The organism is Streptococcus oralis Uo5, assembly GCF_000253155.1.
In the GTDB taxonomy this organism is placed as follows: domain Bacteria; phylum Bacillota; class Bacilli; order Lactobacillales; family Streptococcaceae; genus Streptococcus; species Streptococcus oralis_L.
On sequence record NC_015291.1, the window covers coordinates 807351 to 830463 of the forward strand.

The following is a 23113-nucleotide window of genomic DNA, read 5'->3' on the forward strand; positions in this document are numbered from 1 at the left end:
AAAGAAAGGATATTATGGCTGAAGAAAGAGTAGAACCAAAACCAATTGACCTTGGTGAATATAAATTTGGTTTCCATGATGATGTAGAGCCTGTCCTATCGACAGGAAAAGGACTCAACGAAGGTGTTATTCGTGAATTATCTGCTGCCAAGGGTGAGCCTGAGTGGATGCTGGAGTTCCGTTTGAAGTCTTATGAAACCTTCAAGAAAATGCCCATGCAAACTTGGGGAGCAGACTTGTCAGAGATTGACTTTGATGACTTGATCTATTACCAAAAACCATCTGATAAACCAGCCCGTTCTTGGGACGAAGTTCCTGAAAAAATCAAAGAAACCTTTGAACGTATCGGGATTCCAGAAGCTGAACGTGCTTATCTAGCTGGAGCTTCTGCCCAGTACGAGTCAGAAGTGGTTTACCATAACATGAAAGAAGAATTTGAGAAGTTAGGCATTATCTTTACAGATACGGATTCTGCCCTCAAGGAATACCCAGACTTGTTTAAACAATACTTTGCGAAGTTGGTACCGCCGACAGATAACAAGTTGGCAGCTCTCAACTCAGCAGTATGGTCTGGTGGAACCTTTATCTACGTGCCAAAAGGTGTCAAGGTAGATATTCCACTTCAAACCTACTTCCGTATCAATAACGAAAATACAGGTCAGTTTGAACGTACCCTGATTATCGTTGATGAGGGAGCAAGCGTCCACTACGTAGAAGGATGTACAGCACCAACATATTCAAGTAACAGTTTGCACGCAGCCATTGTAGAAATCTTCGCTTTGGACGGAGCCTACATGCGTTATACAACCATCCAAAACTGGTCTGATAATGTCTATAACTTGGTAACCAAACGTGCTAAAGCCTTGAAAGATGCGACTGTTGAGTGGATCGATGGAAACTTGGGTGCCAAAACAACCATGAAATACCCATCTGTTTACCTAGATGGAGAAGGGGCGCGTGGTACCATGCTTTCGATCGCCTTTGCTAATGCTGGGCAACACCAAGATACGGGTGCCAAGATGATCCACAACGCTCCACACACAAGCTCGTCTATCGTGTCTAAGTCTATCGCTAAAGGCGGCGGAAAAGTGGACTACCGTGGACAAGTAACCTTTAACAAAAACTCTAAGAAATCTGTCTCTCACATTGAGTGTGATACCATTATCATGGATGACTTATCAGCGTCAGATACCATTCCATTCAATGAAATTCACAACTCGCAAGTTGCTTTGGAGCACGAAGCCAAGGTATCCAAGATTTCAGAGGAACAACTCTACTATCTCATGAGTCGTGGATTGTCAGAATCTGAGGCAACCGAGATGATTGTCATGGGATTTGTCGAACCCTTCACTAAAGAGCTTCCAATGGAATATGCAGTTGAGCTGAACCGCTTGATTAGCTATGAAATGGAAGGTTCAGTCGGATAGATCCAAAAGGAGAAGCAAATGGGATTTTTAAAAAAATTATTCGGTAATGTCGAAAAAGCGAATAAAGGCGAAATTCCTGTCGAGGAAATTGTCCCACCTTTTACAAATGATTTAGCAGAAGAAGCAGATGATTATTGGCGACAAATGGAACAAAACCTCTTGATAAACGCTGTAAAAGCTGCTGGTGGTCCTGAGGCAGTAGAACGTGCTTTTGTTCTTACTAATTTCAAAGAAAATCAAGAAACCTTTGAGCTCTTTTATCAGGTAAATGGTCAACTTCTTTCATGGAGAGAGATGGATGCGACTGTTGTTGATAAAATCAGCAATCAACTCCTTCCGCAAGCGGCAGAAGTAGCGCGTGCAGTAAATGAAAATTATGAAGAGGCAAATGTACCAGTAATCCAGTACGCTATGCTTCAGTTTGAAACTGCAACCATGGCTTGGTTTGGTCGGAAGCTGACAACAGCTTCTCCAGAAGCTCAATTGACTTTTGAAGAATTGGTATCAGGTTGGCGCGCTATTTTGGAACAAGAAGTTCCAAATCGTCCTTTAGATAGTGACCGTCCCTTCCCTTATTTTGAAGTTTAAAAAATCCCAAATCCCCAAAAACTTTCAATGGAGTATACTGTTGAGCTTACTCGCTTGATAAGTAACAAATTGAAAGAATCAGTGGGTAAAAATGCAAATTCTGAACAGGAATCCCTTCTGTTCAGAATTTTTTTCAAAAAAGGACCTAATAAATATTCACAAAACTGCTTTTATATGGTAAAATAAAACAATTACATTTAGTGGAGATGAAGTATGAATATTTTTAGAACCAAGGATGTTAGTCTGAGACAGACAGAGATGCACTGCCATTTGAAGTTGTGGGATTTGATTCTTTTAGGAATAGGTGCCATGGTGGGGACGGGGATTTTCACCATTACAGGAACAGCAGCAGCCACCCTAGCTGGTCCATCACTAGTGATTTCCATTGTGGTTTCTGCCCTGTGTGTTTCTCTATCTGCCCTCTTTTTCGCAGAATTTGCCTCTCGTGTGCCTGCAACTGGTGGTGCTTATAGTTACCTCTATGCGATTCTAGGAGAATTGCCAGCCTGGATTGCCGGTTGGTTGACCATCATGGAATTCATGACGGCTATATCGGGTGTGGCGTCTGGCTGGGCAGCTTACTTTAAGGGCTTACTCAGTAATTATGGGATCTCCATGCCCCAAGTCTTAAATGGCACTTTTAACCCTGAACAAGGTACCTATATTGACCTTTTACCTATTTTGGTGCTTGCTTTGGTAACAGGAGTAGTCTTATTGAATTCAAAGGCAGCCTTGCGCTTTAATTCGCTTTTAGTAGTCTTGAAATTCTCTGCTCTCGCCCTGTTTATCCTAGTTGGTATTTGGTACATCAAACCTGAAAATTGGTCGAATTTTGCTCCTTTTGGCTTTGGCCAGATTTATGGAGGAAGCACTGGGATTATGGCAGGTGCATCTTTGATGTTCTTTGGATTTCTCGGATTTGAGTCTATTTCCATGGCAGTTGATGAAATCCAAAGCCCGCAAAAAAATATTCCTCGCGGAATTGTCCTTTCTCTGACAATCGTCACCATTCTCTATGCTTTGGTAACCTTAGTATTGACAGGGATTGTTCACTACAGTAAGCTCAATGTGGACGATGCAGTAGCATTTTCATTACGGAGTATTGGTATCGGCTGGGCGGCAAATTATGTTTCACTTGTAGCCATTCTAACCCTGATAACCGTATGTATCTCCATGACTTATGCTTTGTCTCGGATGATTTATAGCTTAGCACGTGATGGACTTTTACCTCAAAGTTTCAAACAATTAAGCAAGACTAGTCGCGTTCCTAAAAATGCGACCCTCTTAACAGGAGTTGCTTCAGCCATTGCTGCAGGAGTCTTTCCTCTAGCCAGTATTGCAGCCTTCTTAAATATCTGTACGCTAGCTTATCTCATTTTGCTAGCCTATGGAATAATAAAACTCAGAAAGGATAAGGGTATGCCAAAAGAGGGAGAGTTTAAAACACCCTTGGTGCCACTTTTGCCAATTCTTTCCATTCTTATCTGTGTTTCCTTTATGCTTCAATATAGTCTAGATACCTGGATCGCCTTTGGCATTGCTCTTCTAGTTGGTCTAGTCATTTACTTTACTTATGGGTTCCGCCATTCAACCCTCGCAGAAGAAGAATAAAAGCTGGGAATTCCCAGCTTTTTTAATCTTTCACATAAGTAAATCCTTCACCCAGAATTTCATGAGCCTCAGTGATGGTGATAAAGGCTTGAGGGTCGATTTTGTGAATCATATCTTTCATTTTAACGATTTCATTCCGACCGACGATACAGTAGATAATTTTTAAATCCTTTTTGCTGTAGTAGCCTTGACCAGATATAAAGGTAACACCACGTCCGAGTTCATCGTTAATCTCTTTGGCCAATTGATCAGGATATTGGGTAATAATCATAAATCCTTTACCAGCATAACCTCCTTCGCCTATCAAGTCGATAACACGAGCGATGATAAAGTCAAATAAGAGGGTATAGGTAACTAGACGAAGGTCCTGGAAGATAATCAAAATCAACATTAGGATAAAAAAGTCAATCCCAAAAAGCAATTTCCCAATCGAAATATTGGTGTATTTGTTGAGGATACGAGCGACGATATCAGAGCCACCAGTGGTTCCACCAGCATTAAAGATAATTCCTAAACCAACCCCCAATAAGACTCCTGAGACTAAAGCGACAATGATGAGATCACCTTGCAAGTCGATGTGCAAAGGAATGCGCTCAAAAATTGCTAGCCAAACGGAAAGAGAAATAGATCCTAGAAGGCTGGAGTAGAGGGTCTTAGGTCCAAATATTTTCCAAGCCAGGATAAATAAAGGGATATTAATTAAGAGGTTCATCAATGAGACAGGAATCTTAAAGAGATAGTAGGTAATCAAGGTAATACCTGTCGCCCCTCCCTCAAATAAATGATAAGGAACAACAAAGTAGGTAAGACCGAAGGCATAGATAGCAGCTCCAAGAATAATGGTGATAATCGGTTGAAGTTTTCGAATCATAGCTGTTCCTCACTTTTCTATAGATAGATTATACCAAAAATTCAGTTCTTTTCATCGGATCACTTATGATTTTTTATCATTTTTTTGATATAATAAAGGAGAAAATCCCAATCCTATTGAGAAGAATAGAAAGATTGAATTATGACACAAGTAAAAATTGTAACGGACTCTTCTGTTACTATCGAACCAGAAGTAGTTAAAGAATTAAATATCACTGTTGTCCCTCTATCAGTTATGATTGATAGTGTGCTTTATTCGGATGCAGATTTGAAAGAGGGAGAATTCCTTCATCTTATGCAACAAAGTAAGAATCTGCCTAAAACAAGCCAGCCCCCTGTAGGAGTGTTTGCTGAGGTCTTTGAAGAACTAGGTAAAGACGGCAGTCAAATTATCGCCATTCACATGTCCCATGCCTTGTCTGGAACTGTGGAAGCTGCTCGTCAAGGGGCAAGTCTCTCAACTGCTGATGTAACGGTTATTGATAGTTCCTTTACAGATCAAGCATTGAAGTTCCAAGTTGTTGAAGCCGCAAAACTTGCTAAAGAGGGTAAAGACTTAGAAACGATCTTAGCTCATGTAGAGGACGTCAAAAATCATACAGAACTCTATATCGGTGTTTCGACGCTAGAAAACTTAGTTAAGGGTGGTCGTATTGGACGTGTGACAGGATTACTAAGCTCACTCTTGAATATTCGTGTAGTAATGCAGATGAAGAACCACGAACTCCAACCAATCGTCAAAGGACGTGGAGCGAAAACTTTCAAAAAGTGGCTTGAGGAATTAACCGAGACTCTTTCCCAAAAATCAGTTGCAGAAATTGGAATTTCCTACGCTGGAACGAACGAATGGGCGAATGAGATGAAGGCATTATTGCAACCTTATGTTGAGAAGCCAATCTCTGTATTGGAAACTGGCTCTATTATTCAAACTCATACTGGAGAGAATGCTTGGGCGATTCTAATTCGCTACAATTCCTAAAAAAATAGAGAAAAAATGGTCAAAATAGTGTTTTTGACTTGACCTATAGCCGATTTTAGGATATGATTATATTTGTTAATTAGAAATTATTTGGAGGATTTGTTAACATGGCAAACAAACAAGATTTGATCGCTAAAGTAGCAGAAGCTACAGAATTGACTAAGAAAGATTCAGCAGCAGCAGTTGACGCTGTATTTGCAGCAGTAACTGAATACCTTGCAGCTGGTGAAAAAGTTCAATTGATCGGTTTCGGTAACTTTGAAGTTCGTGAGCGTGCTGCACGTAAAGGTCGCAACCCACAAACTGGTAAAGAAATCAAAATCGCAGCTTCTAAAGTTCCAGCATTCAAAGCTGGTAAAGCTCTTAAAGACGCTGTTAAATAATGAATTTTCAAAAAGCCTATTGTATCAATCTTCATTGCTTGGTTGATAGGCTTTTTTTGTTTATTTGAAAAGTTGAGTTATGATTCTGTACAAAAAGAAAAAGGCTCCCATGTTTGAGAACCTTCTTTTCATTAGTTTTTAGAAGCTGCTTGGAATTCAGGGTTTTTCCATGCTTCATCAATGATAGCTTGCAATTCTTTTGCTGATGCTTGCATTTTTTGAGTTTCAGCATCGTTCAATGGGATGTTAACTGGACGAACGATACCGTGTGCACCAACGATAGCAGGTTGACCAATAAAGACGTTTTCAACACCGTATTGACCTTCTTGGAATACAGAAAGTGGTAGCACCGCATTTTCATCGTCAAGGATAGCACGAGTGATACGAGCAAGGGCAACGGCGATACCGTAATAAGTAGCACCTTTTTTGTTGATGATTGAGTAAGCTGCATCACGAACTGAGATGAAGAGTTCAACAAGGTCAGCTTCATTCAAGTCACGGTTAGCTTGCAACCATTGTTCCAATTTAACACCGGCAACGTTAGCGTGTGACCAAACAGCAAACTCAGAGTCACCGTGTTCACCCATGATGTAGGCGTGAACTGAACGTGCATCAACACCGATAGTTTCAGCAAGTGCTTGACGGAAACGAGCTGAGTCAAGTGAAGTACCTGAACCGATAACGCGTTCTTTAGGGAAACCTGAGAATTTCCATGTTGAGTATGTCAAGACGTCAACTGGGTTAGCAGCAACAAGGAAGATACCGTCAAATCCAGATGCAACAACTTGTTCAACAATTGATTTGTTGATTGCCAAGTTTTTACCTACAAGGTCAAGGCGAGTTTCACCTGGTTTTTGTGGAGCACCAGCAGTGATAACTACAAGGTCTGCATCCGCACAGTCTTCGTACTTAGCTGCATAGATTTTTTTAGGTGAAGTAAAAGCTAGCGCGTGGCTAAGGTCTTCAGCATCACCAACTGCTTTTTCAAACAATTGAGGAATTTCAATGATACCAAGTTCTTGTGCAATTCCTTGGGTTACAAGCGCGAAAGCATAAGATGAACCTACGGCACCGTCACCGACAAGGATCACTTTTTTGTGTTGTTTAGTTGCTGTCATTTGTCTAAACATCTCCTTTATTTTATTAAGGGGGGAACCCCCATTTGATTTCATTCTATCACTTTTGCTAAGCTTTGTCACGGATATACCTTCGGGATAAGTATGTAAACGTTTTAGTGATTTCCAAAGACTGAAATGATCTACACTTTATGGTATAATATATCTAGTTACTAATAGTGAAATGAGGCATTTATGAATGCAGGATAGAAATTTAGTGAATGTCAATCTGACAAAGGAGATGAAGACCAGCTTTATCGACTACGCCATGAGCGTTATCGTCGCGCGGGCCCTTCCTGATGTTCGAGATGGCTTAAAACCTGTTCACCGTCGTATTCTTTACGGAATGAATGAACTAGGTGTTACACCAGACAAACCTCATAAAAAATCAGCCCGTATTACAGGGGATGTTATGGGTAAATACCACCCACACGGAGATTCCTCTATTTACGAAGCCATGGTTCGTATGGCCCAGTGGTGGAGCTACCGTTACATGCTTGTTGATGGGCATGGAAACTTTGGTTCTATGGACGGGGATGGTGCAGCCGCGCAACGGTACACTGAGGCACGTATGAGCAAGATTGCTCTTGAAATGCTTCGTGATATCAATAAAAACACCGTTGATTTCGTAGATAACTACGATGCTAACGAACGTGAACCCTTGGTTTTGCCAGCTCGTTTTCCAAACCTTTTGGTCAATGGGGCAACTGGTATCGCTGTTGGGATGGCAACCAATATTCCACCTCACAACTTGGGTGAAACCATTGATGCAGTGAAGTTGGTTATGGATAATCCTGAAGTGACGACTAAGGACTTGATGGAAGTCTTGCCTGGTCCAGATTTTCCGACTGGTGCTCTTGTCATGGGAAAATCAGGTATCCATAAGGCTTATGAGACTGGTAAAGGTTCCATTGTCCTTCGTTCTCGTACAGAGATTGAAACCACTAAGACGGGTCGTGAGCGTATCGTTGTAACGGAATTCCCTTATATGGTTAATAAAACCAAGGTGCATGAGCATATTGTTCGCTTGGTTCAGGAAAAACGAATTGAGGGCATTACAGCTGTACGTGATGAGTCCAACCGTGAAGGCGTTCGCTTTGTAATCGAGGTTAAACGTGACGCTTCTGCCAACGTTATCCTTAACAACCTCTTCAAGATGACCCAGATGCAAACCAACTTTGGTTTCAACATGCTGGCTATTCAAAATGGCGTGCCAAAAATCTTGTCCCTTCGTCAGATTTTGGATGCTTATATCGAGCACCAAAAGGAAGTGGTTGTTCGCCGTACACGTTTTGATAAAGAAAAAGCAGAAGCGCGTGCTCACATCTTAGAAGGTCTTCTAATTGCGCTAGATCATATCGACGAAGTGATTCGTATTATCCGTGCAAGTGAAACAGATGCCGAAGCACAAGCTGAGTTGATGAGCAAGTTTAAGCTTTCTGAACGTCAAAGTCAAGCTATCCTTGATATGCGTCTTCGTCGTTTGACAGGATTGGAACGTGATAAAATTCAGTCAGAGTATGACGAATTAATTGCCCTGATTGCAGATTTGGCTGATATTCTTGCCAAACCTGAGCGTGTGGCGCAAATTATCAAAGAAGAATTGGACGAAGTCAAACGCAAGTTTGGTGACAAGCGTCGTACGGAGTTGATGATCGGAGAAGTCTTAACTCTTGAAGATGAAGATTTGATTGAAGAAACGGATGTTTTGATTACCCTATCTAACAAGGGCTATATCAAACGTCTGGATCAAGGTGAGTTTACTGCTCAAAAACGTGGTGGTCGTGGAGTTCAAGGTACGGGTGTAAAGGATGATGACTTTGTGCGTGAGTTGGTTTCGACCAGCACCCATGATCATTTGCTTTTCTTTACTAATAAAGGACGCGTATACCGACTAAAAGGTTATGAAATCCCTGAATACGGTCGTACCGCTAAGGGCTTGCCAGTTGTCAATCTTTTGAAGTTGGACGAAGGTGAGAGCATTCAGACCATCATCAATGTTGAGTCTGAACGTAGTGATGACGCCTATCTCTTCTTTACAACTCGTTACGGTATTGTGAAGAGAACCAGTGTTAAAGAATTTGCAAATATTCGTCAAAATGGACTTAAAGCCTTGAATCTCAAGGATGAGGATGAATTAATCAATGTCTTGCTGACAGAAGAAGATACCGATATCATCATTGGTACCAAGTTTGGTTATTCTGTTCGCTTTAATCAGTCAGCTGTTCGTGGCATGAGTCGAATTGCCACAGGTGTCCGAGGAGTTAACCTTCGTGAAGGAGATACTGTAGTTGGTGCTAGTGTCATCACTGATCAGGATGAGGTCCTTATCATCACTGAAAAAGGTTATGGTAAACGTACACTTGCTACTGAATACCCTACTAAAGGCCGTGGCGGTAAAGGAATGAAGACGGCCAATGTTGCTGAGAAGAATGGTCCTCTGGCAGGTCTCCTCACTGTTAAGGGGGATGAAGACCTGATGATTATCACAGATACAGGTGTCATGATCCGTACAAATGTTGCCAATATTTCACAAACGGGACGCTCAACTATGGGAGTTAAGGTGATGCGTCTAGATCAGGATGCTAAGATTGTGACCTTTACAACGGTTGCTGCGGCAGAAAAGGAAGAAGTTGGGACTGAAATTGAAACAGAAGGTGAAGCATAATGTCTCATAAAAAAACGAAAAATAAAAAGAGTAAGAAAAACAAGCGAAGAAATCTATTTATCAATATTTTAGCAGGTTTCTTAATTCTTTTATCGCTAGCTTTAATTTTTAATTCAAAGATTCGTGATCTCTTTTTGGTCTGGAATACCAATAAATACCAAGTCAATCAAGTCACTAAGGAAAATATAGATGAAAATCTAAAATCCGAGGGAAATTTTGATTTTGACTCTGTTAAGTCTATTTCATCCGAAGCTGTATTGGCTTCACAATGGGATGCTCAGAAACTTCCTGTTATTGGAGGTATTGCTATTCCTGAAGTAGAGATTAACCTTCCTATTTTCAAAGGGTTGGATAATGTAAACCTGTTCTACGGAGCAGGGACCATGAAACCAGACCAAAAAATGGGAGAAGGCAACTATTCTCTAGCCAGTCACCATATCTTTACTGCTGAAAATGCCAGTCAAATGCTCTTCTCACCTTTGGTCAATGCCAAAGCAGGTATGAAAATTTACCTGACCGATAAGGATAAAGTTTATACTTATGAGATTACAGAAGTAAAACGTGTTACACCAGACCGTGTAGATGAAATCGAAGATCGTGATGGCGTAAAAGAGATTACTTTGGTTACCTGTGTTGATTATAATGCGACCGAGCGTATAATCGTCAAAGGAATCTTTAAAGAATCAAAAGCTTATTCTGAGACTTCTGAGGATATTTTGAAGGCCTTTAATCAACCGTATAGACAACGTTATTAAGAATGAATGAACCAGTGAAGTGCTATTTCACTGGTTTTTTATGTCAACAAAATAGGATCAAAATAGTTCTTATGAAAAAGGATAAGAAGGCTTAGGATAAAGATTTTTAAGATAAATATTTTAGAAATTTACAGAAAACGCTTTCTAGAAAACAAGAATTATGTTATAATTATCACAAATAAAAGTTTAGGAGTTTTTTTATTGGTTTCTTCAGAATTTATCTCAAAGATTGAATTTGCTTGTAAGAAGAAAGAAAGTCTTTATAGTCAAAGCAAGTTTAAGTATGCAATTCGTTCCATGTTTGCAGGTGCCTTTTTAACATTTAGTACGGCTGCGGGTGCAGTTGGGGCTGACTTGATTAATAAGATCGCACCAGGCAGTGGTCGCTTCCTCTTCCCATTTGTTTTTGCTTGGGGATTGGCCTACATTGTTTTCTTGAATGCTGAGTTGGTAACTTCAAATATGATGTTTTTGACAGCTGGTAGTTTCTTGAAAAAAATCTCTTGGAGAAAAACAGCTGAGATTTTACTTTACTGTACCTTGTTCAACCTTATCGGAGCTTTGATAGCAGGTTGGGGCTTTGCCCATTCTGCAGCCTTCGCAAATCTAACACATGATAGCTTCATTTCAGGGGTTGTAGAGATGAAGTTAGGTCGTTCCAATGAGCTAGTCTTACTTGAAGGTATTTTAGCCAATATCTTTGTAAACATTGCCATTCTTTCATTTGTTTTGGTGAAAGATGGTGGAGCTAAACTTTGGCTTGTTTTGTCAGCAATTTACATGTTTGTATTCTTAACAAACGAACACATTGCTGCGAACTTTGCTTCTTTTGCGATTGTTAAGTTCAGTGTTGCAGCAGATTCAATTGCTAACTTTGACATACCTAATATTCTTCGTCACTGGGGTGTAACCTTTGTCGGAAACTTTATCGGAGGAGGTCTCTTGATGGGCTTGCCTTACGCCTTCCTCAATAAAAACGAAGATACTTATGTCGATTAAAGAAATGAGCACGAGTGAATCGTGCTTTTTTGTTTGATGTGTAAGACTAGTCATAGTTGTTCCTTATATCAAAATATAGAAAAACGGTATTGGAAAAGACTAGCCCAAGATGATACAATATCCCTAATGAAGCTATTTGGAGGTCGTCATATGACTCGTGATTTTAAATTTGAAACTCTACAATTACATGCTGGACAAGTAGTTGATCCAGCGACTAAATCCCGTGCAGTACCGATTTATCAAACAACATCCTTCGTTTTTGATGACACGCAAGAAGGTGCCGATTTGTTTGCCTTGAGAAAACCAGGGAACATTTATACTCGTATCACCAATCCTACAACAGCAGCCTTTGAGGAAAGAATCGCTGCTCTTGAAGGTGGTGTTGGAGCACTAGCGACAGCATCAGGGATGGCTGCTGTAACCTACACTATTTTGGCGCTTGCTCACGCAGGTGACCATGTGGTGGCTGCATCAACTATTTACGGTGGGACCTTCAACCTCTTGAAGGAAACCCTTCCTCGTTATGGAATCACAACAACCTTTGTAGATGTGGATAATTTAGAGGAAGTGGAAGCAGCTATCAATGACAATACAAAGCTTGTCTTGATTGAAACCTTGGGGAATCCCTTGATTAACATTCCTGACTTGGAAAAATTGGCTGAGATTGCGCATAAACACCAGATTCCTCTCGTTTCTGACAACACTTTTGCCACACCATATTTGATTAACGTCTTCTCTCACGGTGTAGATATTGCCATTCACTCTGCAACTAAGTTTATCGGTGGACATGGTACGACTATTGGAGGAGTTATTGTCGATAGCGGTCGTTTTGACTGGGCAGCTTCAGGGAAATTCCCTCAATTTGTTGAGGAAGATCCAAGTTACCACAACTTGAGCTATACTCGGGATGTTGGTGCAGCAGCCTTTATTATCGCTGTTCGTGTTCAATTGCTCCGTGATACAGGTGCTGCCTTGTCACCATTTAATGCCTTTCTCTTGCTCCAAGGGCTCGAAACGCTCTCTCTTCGTGTCGAACGCCATGTGCAAAATGCAGAGAAAATTGTTGATTTCCTTGTCAACCATCCTAAGGTTGAAAAAGTCAACTATCCAAAACTTGCTGACAGTCCTTATCATGCCTTGGCTGAGAAATATTTGCCAAAAGGTGTTGGTTCAATCTTTACCTTCCATGTCAAAGGTGGAGAGACAGAGGCTCGCAAGGTCATTGATAATTTAGAAATCTTCTCTGACCTTGCAAACGTAGCAGATGCCAAATCACTTGTTGTCCATCCTGCGACAACCACTCACGGTCAATTGTCAGAAAAAGACCTAGAAGCAGCAGGTGTCACACCAAACCAAATTCGCTTGTCTATCGGTCTTGAAAATGTAGAGGATTTGATTGAAGATTTGCGTTTAGCCTTGGAAAAAATTTAAAGTAAAAGATATCAACAGTGGGTTTCGACTCGCTGTTTTTGATTTTCCCTCAGGCATGATATAATGGTTACAGAAGTCTAGAAAGAGGAAAGTTATGAACGAAATCAAATGTCCCAACTGTGGGGAAGTCTTTACAGTAAATGAAAGTCAGTATGCCGAACTTTTATCCCAAGTGAGAACGGCTGAGTTTGATAAGGAATTGCACGATCGAATGAAGCAGGAGCTGGCCTTGGCTGAACAAAAGGCTATGAATGAGCAACAGTCTAAACTGGCTCAGAAGGATCAAGAAATTGCGCAATTGCAGAGCCAAATCCAAAACTTTGATACAGAGAAAGAGTTGGCCAAGAAAGAAGTTGAACAGATAAGCCATGAGGCTTTATTGGCTAAGGACAAGGAAGTGCAGGCCTTGGAAAACCAACTGGCTACCTTGCGTTTGGAGCATGAAAATCAACTGCAAAAGACCCTTTCTGACCTAGAAAAAGAACGGGATCAAGTTAAAAATCAGCTCCTCTTGCAAGAAAAGGAAAATGAGTTGTCTTTGGCTTCTGTTAAGCAGAATTACGAAGCCCAGCTCAAGGCTGCTAGTGAACAAGTAGAATTTTACAAGAATTTCAAAGCTCAACAATCAACCAAAGCTATCGGGGAAAGTTTAGAACAGTATGCGGAAAGTGAGTTTAACAAGGTCCGTAGTTTTGCTTTTCCAAATGCCTACTTTGAGAAGGATAATAAGGTTTCTGCGCGTGGTTCTAAAGGCGATTTTATCTTCCGTGAATGTGATGAAAATGGGTTAGAATTCATTTCTATCATGTTTGAAATGAAAAATGAAGCGGACGGCACAGAAAAGAAGCATAAGAATGCAGATTTTTACAAGGAATTGGACAAGGATCGTCGGGAGAAGAACTGTGAATATGCCGTGTTGGTGACCATGTTAGAAGCAGATAACGACTACTTTAACACAGGAATTGTCGATGTCAGTCATGAGTATGAAAAGATGTATGTGGTTCGTCCCCAGTTCTTTATCCAGTTAATTGGTCTCTTACGAAATGCTGCACTTAATTCCCTAAAATACAAGCAGGAGTTAGCGCTTGTTCGGGAGCAGAATATCGATATTACGCATTTTGAGGAAGATTTGGATGCCTTCAAAGTAGCTTTTGCCAAAAACTACAACTCTGCTTCAACCAACTTTGGAAAAGCTATTGATGAAATTGATAAAGCCATCAAACGCATGGAAGAGGTCAAAAAGTTCCTAACCACATCTGAAAACCAACTCCGCCTCGCTAACAATAAATTGGAAGATGTTTCGGTTAAAAAATTGACCCGGAAAAATCCAACCATGAAAGCGAAGTTTGAAGCGTTGAAGGGGGAATAGAAAGCAGTGGAAAATGAATTATTAGTATTGAATACTGAAGAAGTAAATGAGTCCGAAAATTTAAACTATGATGAGTTAGAAGAACTGTTGGAACAGCAATTTACAATGGAGTTTTCTAATCTTGAGAAATTAGAACTAGATTGTAAAGAAATTAGTTCACCGGATAAATTAGGAGATGTTATTTTAGATGAAATTTGGAATCAATTCGGGAACCAAATTGGTTTAGATATGACAAGTGATACACTATTAAAGCAATATAACGAAAAGAACCCAAATGGCTATACAAAAGAAATTGCTGATCGGATTGTTAAAGACAAAAGATATACTGATGCAAATAAGGCAATGAAACATAAGCAAAAATTAGGAAACTTGAAGGATGAATACACCGGAAAAAAATTAAAAATAAACGAAAAAGCTAATCTGGATCACGTCGTACCGCGAAAACAGATTTTTGAAAATCCATGGAGAAAAATAGCAGATATTGATCCTTCTGATTTAGCTAACAAATCTGAAAATTTATCTGCGACTAATGAATCTCTTAATAAAAGTAAAGGAGCAAAATCCAATAGCGATTACATAAAAAATAGGGAACTAAGAGAAAAAAATCTTAGAGAACAAGTTAAAAAAGCAAATGAAAAAATAGATAAGATGAATATCTCAGATGCAGAAAAGCGAAATCTTAAAGCTGAAAATAATAAAAGATTAAATGATAAATTAGCAGCTGATTCGAAGAAAATGCTCAAATCTGAAAAAACAGCGAAGAAAGCTATTAATAAGGATATTGCAAAGAAAGCTTCTGTCAGAATGGCCAATAAAGCTGGTAAAGATGCTATAAAAGCTATATTTGTTGCAGCTCTATTTGGAATGCTAAAAGAAATAATGAATGCTTTAGTGAGGTATTTTAAAGCAAAAAAACAATCTTTTGATACATTTATGGAGGAAATGAAAAAAGCTCTTCATTCATTTTTTGGTAAAATCAAAGATTTTATTAAAGTGGGTGTAGATAGTTTTGTTGGAAGCATTGTTGGAGAAATTATTGGCGCATTTAACCAGAAATTACAAAAACTTCCAAACTTGATTAAACAATTATTTGGTTCTATCAGAGAAAGCATTTCTTATTTATCTAACCCAGAAAATCAAACACATTCTACAGCAATTAAGATAGCTCACATTTCAAAAATTATTACATCGGGTTTAGTTGCTGTAGGAGCAATGTTTTTAGGAGAATATTTTGAACAGTTCTTAAATAAGATACCAGGTATGACTTTTGAAATAAAACTTCTAGGAACAATTGCTAATATTTTAGGGATGTTCTTAGCAAGTTTACTAACTGGAATCTTAGGAGCGATAATCATTAACGGACTTGATCAATTTATTTCAAAAAAAAAATTAATTGGGGAAAATCAAAAACAACAAGCTGATAAGAAGAACGAATTGCTAAGAATTCAGGATGTTCAAATTTTTGTTGCCGAGCAGAATGTTGCTGTTAAGAGAAATGATATCTTCAGTAAGATGGCTAAGAACCATCAAAAACTAAGAGAACTTCTTGGTAATGTTCAAGAGGAGTTTTCTAATTCAAAGATTGATTTCAAACAGCGATTATTAGCTAACGAAATGTACTTTGATGAAAAGCAAAGTGAACTTGAAGAAATGCAAAATGTATTAAACGATTTATTATAGGAGAATGTTATGTCAGAAGAACTAGAGATTCAGGTTTTGGTAAAGTCTGAAAAATTTAATGAGAAAAAAGAAGCGTTAAAAGCTTTTAGTGAAGAGATTCCAGAACAATCAGATTTACCAACTGTCCCCCAAGATAATCTTATGTTTGGATTTATTAACACGGAATATGATGTTACTGGCAAGGATTTAAATGCTCTCACCGATGCTGTTCAAAATAGAATGATTGAACAAAACAAGCATATTAAAAAGATTATTCAAGAATTTAATACAATTTACGAAACTTTTCAACTTTTAGATGATGAGTATATTCAAAAAATTTCAAAGTCTTTGATTGCAGCCAAAGAGGCAAATAATAAAGCTACACAGGGATTGCACGAGATAGAAGAATATCAAACTGGTAATAAAAAACTATTAGATGATGTTTTTAAACAGAATAAAGATTTAATTGATGTTTTAAAGAAACACCATGATAGACTTCATGATTTAGGAAAACTAGAAAATAGTTTTAACGATTTGCATTTACAAGTTGAAGAAACACAAAATGAACTAAAAAACGACATAGATAAGATGAATGTTCTATTAATAGACGAAAGTAAAAATATTACTTTAATAGTTGAGAAATTTCAAACTGAATTAGAGGAAAAACAAAAAGAGATTAGTTTCCTTAGAAAAGGATTCTATACCTTAGGAATCTTATCCGCTCTAATAGTAGTATTTCTGTTATTTAAAGGAATGTAGATGATTAGTGAAACATATTTAAAACTGTTAAAATCAGAAGTGAAGAAAATTGATAATTTAACAAATAGTACTTATGAATTAGAAGCAATTCTTCAAGATATTGTTGATAATGTTAAAAATGCTGACTTAGAGTTTATAAAACGATTAGGAAACTTAACTACTAAAGAGACATTCTCTAAAATGAAAGATAAGCAAACTAGCATATTGGAATTATTGTATAAATATCTTGGCTCTAGAGTTATTGATACAGATTATTTGATTTTGAAAGAAACAAAAAAAAATAAATCATTTGAAGCACTAGCAAATGATTTAAAGTCATTAATAGGTTTAGAAAATGTGAAGAAAGAGATTGAAGATCTAGTCGCATTTAATAAAGTTCAACAAAGTAGAGAAAAAATCGGTCTTAAAAAAACAAATAGAACGATGCATATGGCGTTTTTAGGTAATCCAGGTACTGGTAAAACTACTGTGGCTAGAATCGTTGGGAATATGTATCGGTCATTAGGAATATTAAGTAAAGGCCACTTTATTGAGGCAAGTAGAACAGACTTAATAGCAGAATATCAAGGACAAACGGCTTTGAAAGTTAAGAGATTGATACAAAAAGCCAAAGGGGGTGTATTGTTTATTGATGAAGCATATAGTATTACTGAAAACGATAAAAGTGATAGTTATGGTCGAGAGTGTTTAACTGAGTTAACTAAAGCATTAGAAGACTATCGTGAAGATTTGGTGGTTATTGTTGCTGGATATGATGAATTGATGAAAAAATTTTTTGAATCTAATCCTGGGTTAAAATCAAGATTTAATTATTTTATTACGTTTGAAGATTATACTGTGGACCAAATGTTTGACATTTTTCTTTCATATTGTAAAAATGAAGAGTACAATTTGCATGATTCTGCAAAAGAAACATTAAAAAAATATTTAGAATTACATAGTAGCAATTCTGAAAATAAAAATGCAAATGGTCGATTTGTAAGAAATGTATTTGATAAAATTATTATGAATCAGGCAAAACGTTTAAGTAACCTTTCTTTTGCTACAAAAGAGAATTATGTAACAATTCTTGAAGACGACATATTTTAATTGAATTAGAAAGCAACAAATGAACGGTATTATCAACTTAAAAAAAGAAGCGGGGATGACCTCGCATGATGCGGTTTTTAAACTGCGTAAGATTTTGGGAACCAAGAAGATTGGTCATGGTGGGACCTTGGATCCAGATGTGGTGGGTGTTTTGCCTATTGCAGTTGGCAAGGCAACCCGCATGGTCGAGTTTATGCAGGACGAGGGCAAGGTCTATGAGGGGGAGATCACTCTTGGTTATTCAACGACGACTGAGGATGCCAGTGGAGAAGTGGTCGCAGAGACACCTGTTTTGTCGTCCTTGGATGAAACCACTGTCGATGAAGCGATTGCGAGTCTGACTGGGCCTATTACTCAGATTCCACCTATGTATTCGGCTGTTAAGGTTAATGGTCGCAAGCTCTATGAGTATGCGCGTGCTGGTCAGGAAGTGGAGCGTCCAGAACGTCAGGTGACCATTTATCAATTTGAGCGGACTAGTCCGATTTCTTATGAGAATCACCTCGCACGATTTACTTTTCGTGTAAAATGCAGTAAGGGGACTTATATCCGTACCTTGTCAGTTGACTTGGGAGAGAAGCTTGGTTATGCGGCCCATATGTCCCATCTGACACGGACGAGTGCTGCAGGGTTACAACTGGAGGATGCTCTTACCTTGGACGAAATTGCTGAAAAAGTGGAGGCTGGTCAGCTGGACTTTCTCCATCCTCTAGAGATTGGAATAGGTGACCTTGTCAAAGTTTTCCTAACTCCAGAAGAGGCTACAGAAGTGCGCTTTGGTCGTTTTATCGAGCTAGACCAAACGGACCAAGAATTGGCTGCCTTTGAGGGAGACAAATTGCTAGCCATTCTAGAAAAACGAGACAATTTCTACAAACCAAGGAAGGTTTTTAGCTAGTCTAACTGGAGTGTGGGGATGGATTTGTTTCCCCTAGACTATCCAAATCAGACTATAAATTTTGCAAAAAATGTGATAGAATAGACCACGGATAAAAAAACGGAGGATAGCATGCAAAATAGACCAATCATTATCGGAGTGACAGGTGGTTCTGGTGGTGGTAAGACCAGTGTTTCGAGAGCCATTTTATCGCATTTCCCTGATGAAAAGATTTCCATGATTGAGCATGATTCATACTACAAGGATCAGTCTCACTTGACTTTTGAAGAGCGTGTCAAAACTAACTATGACCATCCATTTGCCTTTGATACAGATTTGATGATCGAGCAGATTAAGGAATTGTTGGCAGGGCGCCCAGTGGACATACCAACTTATGACTATACAGCACATACACGGAGTAGCAAGACCTATCGTCAGGAGCCTCAGGATGTCTTTATCGTTGAGGGGATTTTGGTCTTGGAGGACAAGCGCCTGCGCGATTTGATGGATATCAAGATTTTTGTGGATACAGATGATGATGTGCGCATTATTCGTCGAATCAAGCGTGATATGGAAGAACGTGGCCGTAGTCTAGATAGCGTTATTGATCAGTATTTGGGTGTGGTCAAACCCATGTACCACCAGTTTATCGAGCCGACCAAGCGTTATGCTGATATCGTCATTCCTGAGGGAGTCAGCAATACAGTTGCTATCGACCTTTTGACCACCAAGATTGCAAAGATTTTGGAAGAAGCGCGAAACAGTAAATAATCAGATGAGGAGGCTATGCCTCCTTTTTCTATTTTTCCTTTAGTTTCGGTAGGAAAAAGGTGATTTTTAAGCATGTTTTTGGTATAATAATACCCATGGAAAAGCAAGAAAATGAATAGTAGGTGGAGATGGAAAAGTATTTATCGGTAACAACTTTGACCAAGTATCTGAAAATGAAATTCGATAAAGACCCTTACTTGGAACGGGTCTATTTAACTGGTCAAGTTTCCAACTTTCGTAAACGACCTACTCACCAATATTTTTCCCTAAAAGATGACCACGCAGTCATTCAAGCGACCATCTGGTCAGGGATCTATCAGAAATTAGGTTTCGACCTGGAAGAGGGGATGAAAATCAATGTGATTGGACGAGTTCAGGTTTATGAACCGAGCGGGAGCTACTCTATCATCATTGAGAAGGCTGAACCTGATGGGGTTGGGGCGCTTGCGATTCAGTTTGAACAACTAAAGAAAAAACTAACGGAAGAAGGTCTCTTTCAAGAACGCTTCAAGCAACCTCTTCCCCAATTTTCTAAGAAAATCGGTGTGGTGACCAGTCGTAGTGGAGCCGTTATTCGAGATATCATCACGACCGTCAGCAGACGTTTTCCTGGTGTTGATATCCTTCTCTATCCGACCAAGGTACAAGGTGATGGAGCAGCGGAGGAAATTGCTCGAAATATTGCGCGTGCCAATCAACGTGAGGACCTAGATGTTCTCATCATTGGTCGTGGTGGTGGTTCCATCGAGGATCTCTGGGCCTTTAACGAAGAAATCGTGGTACGAGCGATTTTTGAATCTCGTTTACCAGTTATCTCTAGTGTGGGGCATGAGACGGATGTGACCTTGGCAGATTTTGTAGCGGATCGTCGGGCGGCGACACCAACAGCTGCAGCTGAACTGGCAACACCTGTCACTAAGTTGGATCTCTTGACCCATTTGCAAAATCAGGAAAAACGAATGGCGACAGCTGTACAAAATGTCCTATCTAAGAAACAAGAAGCTCTGAAAAAATGCAGTCAGTCAGTCATCTTTAGACAGCCAGAGCGCTTGTACGATGGATATTTGCAACGGTTAGATCAACTACAACTGCGATTAAAACAAAGTTTGCGAACACGGATTTCTGATAATAAACAGCTAGTCCAAGCAAGGACGCATCAACTAGTCCAATTATCACCTATAACCAAAATCCAGCGTTATCAAGACCGTTTAGGTCAGTTGGACAAGCTCCTCCGTGGTCAAATGGCGCTGGTTTATGATGCCAAGGTTGCTGAGGTCAAGCGACTTTCGGAAGCATTGCTGATGTTGGATACGAGCCGAATTGTGGCGCGTGGCTATGCTATTGTCAAAAAAGAAGAGACAGTTGTGGATTCGGTTGAGAGTTTGAAGAAAAAAGACCAAGTGACGCTTTTGATGCGAGATGGTCAGGTAGAATTAGAGGTTAAAGATGTCAAAACAAAAGAAATTTGAGGAAAATCTAGCAGAACTGGAAAGCATTGTCCAAAGTTTGGAAAACGGTGAAATTGCTCTGGAAGATGCGATTGCTGCCTTTCAAAAGGGTATGGTCTTGTCAAAAGAGCTCCAAGCGACCTTGGACAAGGCTGAAAAGACCTTGGTCAAGGTCATGCAAGAAGACGGAACAGAAAGTGATTTTGAATGAAGAAGCAAGAAAAATTAGCTCTTGTTGAGTCGGCTTTGGAAAATTTTTATGGAGACCAGCAGTTTGCTTCTAGTTTACGAGAAGCTGTTCTCTATTCCATTCATGCTGGTGGCAAGAGAATTCGGCCTTTTCTCTTGCTAGAGGTTCTGGAATCCTTGCACGTTACTATTAGACCAGCACATGCTCAAGTGGCTGCGGCTTTGGAAATGATTCATACAGGGAGCTTGATTCACGATGATCTTCCTGCCATGGATGATGATGATTACCGTCGTGGTCGGTTGACTAATCATAAGAAATTTGGCGAAGCGATGGCAATATTGGCAGGAGATGCCTTGTTCCTAGATCCCTATGCCTTGATAGCTCAGGCAGATTTGCCAAGTCAGATCAAGGTGGACTTGATTGCCAACCTATCCCTTGCTTCAGGAAGTCTAGGCATGGTGGCAGGGCAGGTTTTAGATATGGAAGGCGAACACCAACATTTGTCTTTGGAAGAACTTCAGACCATTCACGCTAATAAAACTGGTAAGTTACTTGCCTATCCTTTCCAAGCAGCTGCTATCATAGCTGAATTAGCACCAGAAATCCAAGCAAAACTGAAAACTGTGGGTGAATTGATTGGCCTTGCCTTTCAAGTTCGAGATGATGTACTGGATGTGACCGCTAGTTTTGAGGAAATAGGCAAGACACCACAAAAGGATTTACAGGCAGAAAAGTCAACCTATCCAGCCTTGTTGGGCTTGGAAGAGGCTATTGACTTTTGTAACGAAACTCTGAATCAAGCCATGGCTAAATTAGAAGAAATTGCTGAGCAGGCTAGCTTTGAAACAGAACCGATTGTAAATGTAGTAGAAAGTTTGAGAATCAATGGCTAAGGAAAGAGTGGATGTACTAGCTTATAAACAGGGCTTGTTTGAAACGCGTGAACAAGCCAAGCGTGGTGTCATGGCTGGTCTAGTCGTAGCAGTCCTTAATGGGGAGCGTTTTGACAAACCAGGAGAGAAAATCCCAGATGATACTGAACTAAAACTCAAAGGTGAAAAACTCAAGTATGTCAGCCGTGGTGGTCTAAAACTGGAAAAGGCCTTGCAAGTCTTTGATTTGTCAGTGGATGGGGCGACCACGATTGATATCGGAGCCTCTACTGGAGGATTTACTGATGTTATGTTGCAAAATGGTGCTGAGTTAGTCTTTGCAGTTGATGTCGGTACCAATCAGTTGGCTTGGAAATTACGCCAAGACCCACGGGTTGTCAGCATGGAGCAGTTTAATTTTCGTTATGCTGAAAAGACTGACTTTGAGCAGGAACCAAGCTTTGCCAGTATTGATGTGAGTTTTATTTCCCTCAGTCTGATCTTACCAGCCTTGCACCGTGTCTTGGCAGATCAAGGGCAGGTGGTAGCACTTGTTAAGCCTCAGTTTGAAGCAGGTCGTGAGCAAATAGGGAAAAATGGAATCATTCGAGATGCCAAGGTTCATCAAACTGTCCTTGAATCTGTCACTGCTATGGCGGTTGAACAAGGTTTTTCAGTGGTTGGATTAGACTATTCACCAATCCAAGGAGGACATGGAAACATCGAATTTCTGGCATATTTGAAAAAGGAAGAGGGAGCAAGCAATCAAGTTGCCCCCAAAATAGAAAAAGTTGTAGAGAGAGCACATAGAGAATTTAAAGATGAATAAAAAAGAGAGACTTGAAAAAATTAGAAGATTTGTTACGGATTACCAGATCGGGACTCAGGAAGAAATTGTTGAGTACTTGAGGGAAGCAGGTATTTCTGCTACTCAAGCTACTGTCTCAAGGGACATCAAAGAACTTGGAATTGTTAAAATTCCTTTGAAGAACAACACCTATATCTATGAGTTGCCAAAATCAATCGTCAAAAGTTTGCAGTTGGCTGAGGATAATATTGTGAGTTCTGAGTTAATGGGAAATATGATCAACCTTTCTGTCATTCCTGGAAATACTATTTTTGTGAAGAGTCAGTTGGTTGAGACATTCTCTGAACATATTTTTAGCTGTCTAGCAGATGATGATTCTATCTTAATTGTAGCTAGAACAGCAGAGGCAGCTGAAGAAATTGTTGAACAAGTCAAAAAATGGTAG

The 23113-nt window shown here is 39.6% G+C and carries 22 protein-coding genes; 20 read left to right on the forward strand and 2 right to left on the reverse strand.

Features of this window, described 5'->3' with window-relative positions; all coding sequences use genetic code 11:
• Positions 1 to 14 precede the first annotated feature (14 nt).
• The 3 genes from sufB (at position 15) to SOR_RS04115 (ending at position 3626) form a co-directional block, all read left to right on the forward strand.
• Positions 15 to 1427, forward strand: coding sequence for a Fe-S cluster assembly protein SufB (gene sufB / locus SOR_RS04105; protein WP_000797070.1), 1413 nt, complete (start codon positions 15 to 17; stop codon positions 1425 to 1427).
• Positions 1428 to 1445: 18 nt separating this feature from the next.
• Positions 1446 to 2015 carry a hypothetical protein gene (locus tag SOR_RS04110; RefSeq protein WP_000506264.1) on the forward strand — a complete coding sequence of 190 codons (570 nt, stop codon included), beginning with the start codon at positions 1446 to 1448 and terminating at the stop codon, positions 2013 to 2015.
• 213 nt (positions 2016 to 2228) lie between these two features.
• Positions 2229 to 3626 carry an APC family permease gene (locus SOR_RS04115; RefSeq protein ID WP_001020294.1) on the forward strand — a complete coding sequence of 466 codons (1398 nt, stop codon included), beginning with the start codon at positions 2229 to 2231 and terminating at the stop codon, positions 3624 to 3626.
• Positions 3627 to 3648: 22 nt separating this feature from the next.
• Here the strand turns inward: SOR_RS04115 and SOR_RS04120 are convergent, their stop codons facing one another.
• On the reverse strand, positions 3649 to 4497 hold the full coding sequence (locus SOR_RS04120; protein WP_000619787.1) for a YitT family protein: 849 nt from the start codon (positions 4495 to 4497) through the stop codon (positions 3649 to 3651).
• 141 nt (positions 4498 to 4638) lie between these two features.
• Here SOR_RS04120 and SOR_RS04125 point away from each other — a divergent pair, with 141 nt between their 5' ends.
• Entirely contained in the window at positions 4639 to 5475 is an 837-nt protein-coding gene (locus SOR_RS04125) for a DegV family protein (protein ID WP_000195455.1), read from the forward strand.
• Between the two features lie 107 nt (positions 5476 to 5582).
• Complete coding sequence (locus SOR_RS04130) at positions 5583 to 5858, forward strand: HU family DNA-binding protein (protein ID WP_001284636.1); 276 nt, start codon at positions 5583 to 5585, stop codon at positions 5856 to 5858.
• A gap of 131 nt (positions 5859 to 5989) precedes the next feature.
• On the opposite strand, the gene SOR_RS04135 is transcribed toward SOR_RS04130, so the two are convergent.
• A complete protein-coding gene (locus tag SOR_RS04135) occupies positions 5990 to 6976 on the reverse strand; it encodes an L-lactate dehydrogenase (protein WP_000127489.1) in 987 nt (328 codons plus the stop codon).
• A gap of 196 nt (positions 6977 to 7172) precedes the next feature.
• Here SOR_RS04135 and gyrA point away from each other — a divergent pair, with 196 nt between their 5' ends.
• The 15 genes from gyrA (at position 7173) to SOR_RS04210 (ending at position 23113) form a co-directional block, all read left to right on the forward strand.
• Positions 7173 to 9641, forward strand: a complete 2469-nt coding sequence (gene gyrA, locus SOR_RS04140) for a DNA gyrase subunit A (RefSeq protein ID WP_001154051.1) — start codon at positions 7173 to 7175, stop codon at positions 9639 to 9641.
• Positions 9641 to 10396, forward strand: a complete 756-nt coding sequence (locus SOR_RS04145) for a class A sortase (protein WP_000018510.1) — start codon at positions 9641 to 9643, stop codon at positions 10394 to 10396. The genes gyrA and SOR_RS04145 overlap by 1 nt, the downstream gene beginning before the upstream one ends.
• 201 nt (positions 10397 to 10597) lie before the next feature.
• A complete protein-coding gene (locus SOR_RS04150; protein WP_000254772.1) occupies positions 10598 to 11395 on the forward strand; it encodes a formate/nitrite transporter family protein in 798 nt (265 codons plus the stop codon).
• 150 nt (positions 11396 to 11545) lie between these two features.
• A complete protein-coding gene (locus tag SOR_RS04155; protein WP_000196320.1) occupies positions 11546 to 12826 on the forward strand; it encodes an O-acetylhomoserine aminocarboxypropyltransferase/cysteine synthase family protein in 1281 nt (426 codons plus the stop codon).
• Between the two features lie 94 nt (positions 12827 to 12920).
• A complete protein-coding gene (locus SOR_RS04160) occupies positions 12921 to 14195 on the forward strand; it encodes a DUF2130 domain-containing protein (protein ID WP_001002601.1) in 1275 nt (424 codons plus the stop codon).
• A 6-nt stretch (positions 14196 to 14201) separates the two neighbouring features.
• Entirely contained in the window at positions 14202 to 15875 is a 1674-nt protein-coding gene (locus SOR_RS04165; RefSeq protein WP_000426758.1) for a phage tail family protein, read from the forward strand.
• A 9-nt stretch (positions 15876 to 15884) separates the two neighbouring features.
• Positions 15885 to 16613 carry a hypothetical protein gene (locus SOR_RS04170; RefSeq protein ID WP_001288180.1) on the forward strand — a complete coding sequence of 243 codons (729 nt, stop codon included), beginning with the start codon at positions 15885 to 15887 and terminating at the stop codon, positions 16611 to 16613.
• Positions 16614 to 17702 carry an AAA family ATPase gene (locus tag SOR_RS04175; protein ID WP_000622663.1) on the forward strand — a complete coding sequence of 363 codons (1089 nt, stop codon included), beginning with the start codon at positions 16614 to 16616 and terminating at the stop codon, positions 17700 to 17702.
• 19 nt (positions 17703 to 17721) lie between these two features.
• Complete coding sequence (truB, locus tag SOR_RS04180) at positions 17722 to 18600, forward strand: tRNA pseudouridine(55) synthase TruB (protein ID WP_001013284.1); 879 nt, start codon at positions 17722 to 17724, stop codon at positions 18598 to 18600.
• Between the two features lie 111 nt (positions 18601 to 18711).
• Positions 18712 to 19350, forward strand: coding sequence for a uridine kinase (gene udk / locus SOR_RS04185; protein WP_001181369.1), 639 nt, complete (start codon positions 18712 to 18714; stop codon positions 19348 to 19350).
• Between the two features lie 128 nt (positions 19351 to 19478).
• A complete protein-coding gene (gene xseA / locus SOR_RS04190) occupies positions 19479 to 20819 on the forward strand; it encodes an exodeoxyribonuclease VII large subunit (protein WP_000417479.1) in 1341 nt (446 codons plus the stop codon).
• Entirely contained in the window at positions 20797 to 21009 is a 213-nt protein-coding gene (locus SOR_RS04195) for an exodeoxyribonuclease VII small subunit (protein ID WP_000043224.1), read from the forward strand. The genes xseA and SOR_RS04195 overlap by 23 nt, the downstream gene beginning before the upstream one ends.
• Positions 21006 to 21881, forward strand: coding sequence for a polyprenyl synthetase family protein (locus SOR_RS04200; RefSeq protein WP_000743840.1), 876 nt, complete (start codon positions 21006 to 21008; stop codon positions 21879 to 21881). The genes SOR_RS04195 and SOR_RS04200 overlap by 4 nt, the downstream gene beginning before the upstream one ends.
• Positions 21874 to 22689 carry a TlyA family RNA methyltransferase gene (locus SOR_RS04205; protein ID WP_001041062.1) on the forward strand — a complete coding sequence of 272 codons (816 nt, stop codon included), beginning with the start codon at positions 21874 to 21876 and terminating at the stop codon, positions 22687 to 22689. The genes SOR_RS04200 and SOR_RS04205 overlap by 8 nt, the downstream gene beginning before the upstream one ends.
• Positions 22682 to 23113 (forward strand): arginine repressor, encoded by a 432-nt coding sequence (locus tag SOR_RS04210; RefSeq protein WP_001034410.1) that lies wholly within the window; start codon positions 22682 to 22684, stop codon positions 23111 to 23113. The genes SOR_RS04205 and SOR_RS04210 overlap by 8 nt, the downstream gene beginning before the upstream one ends.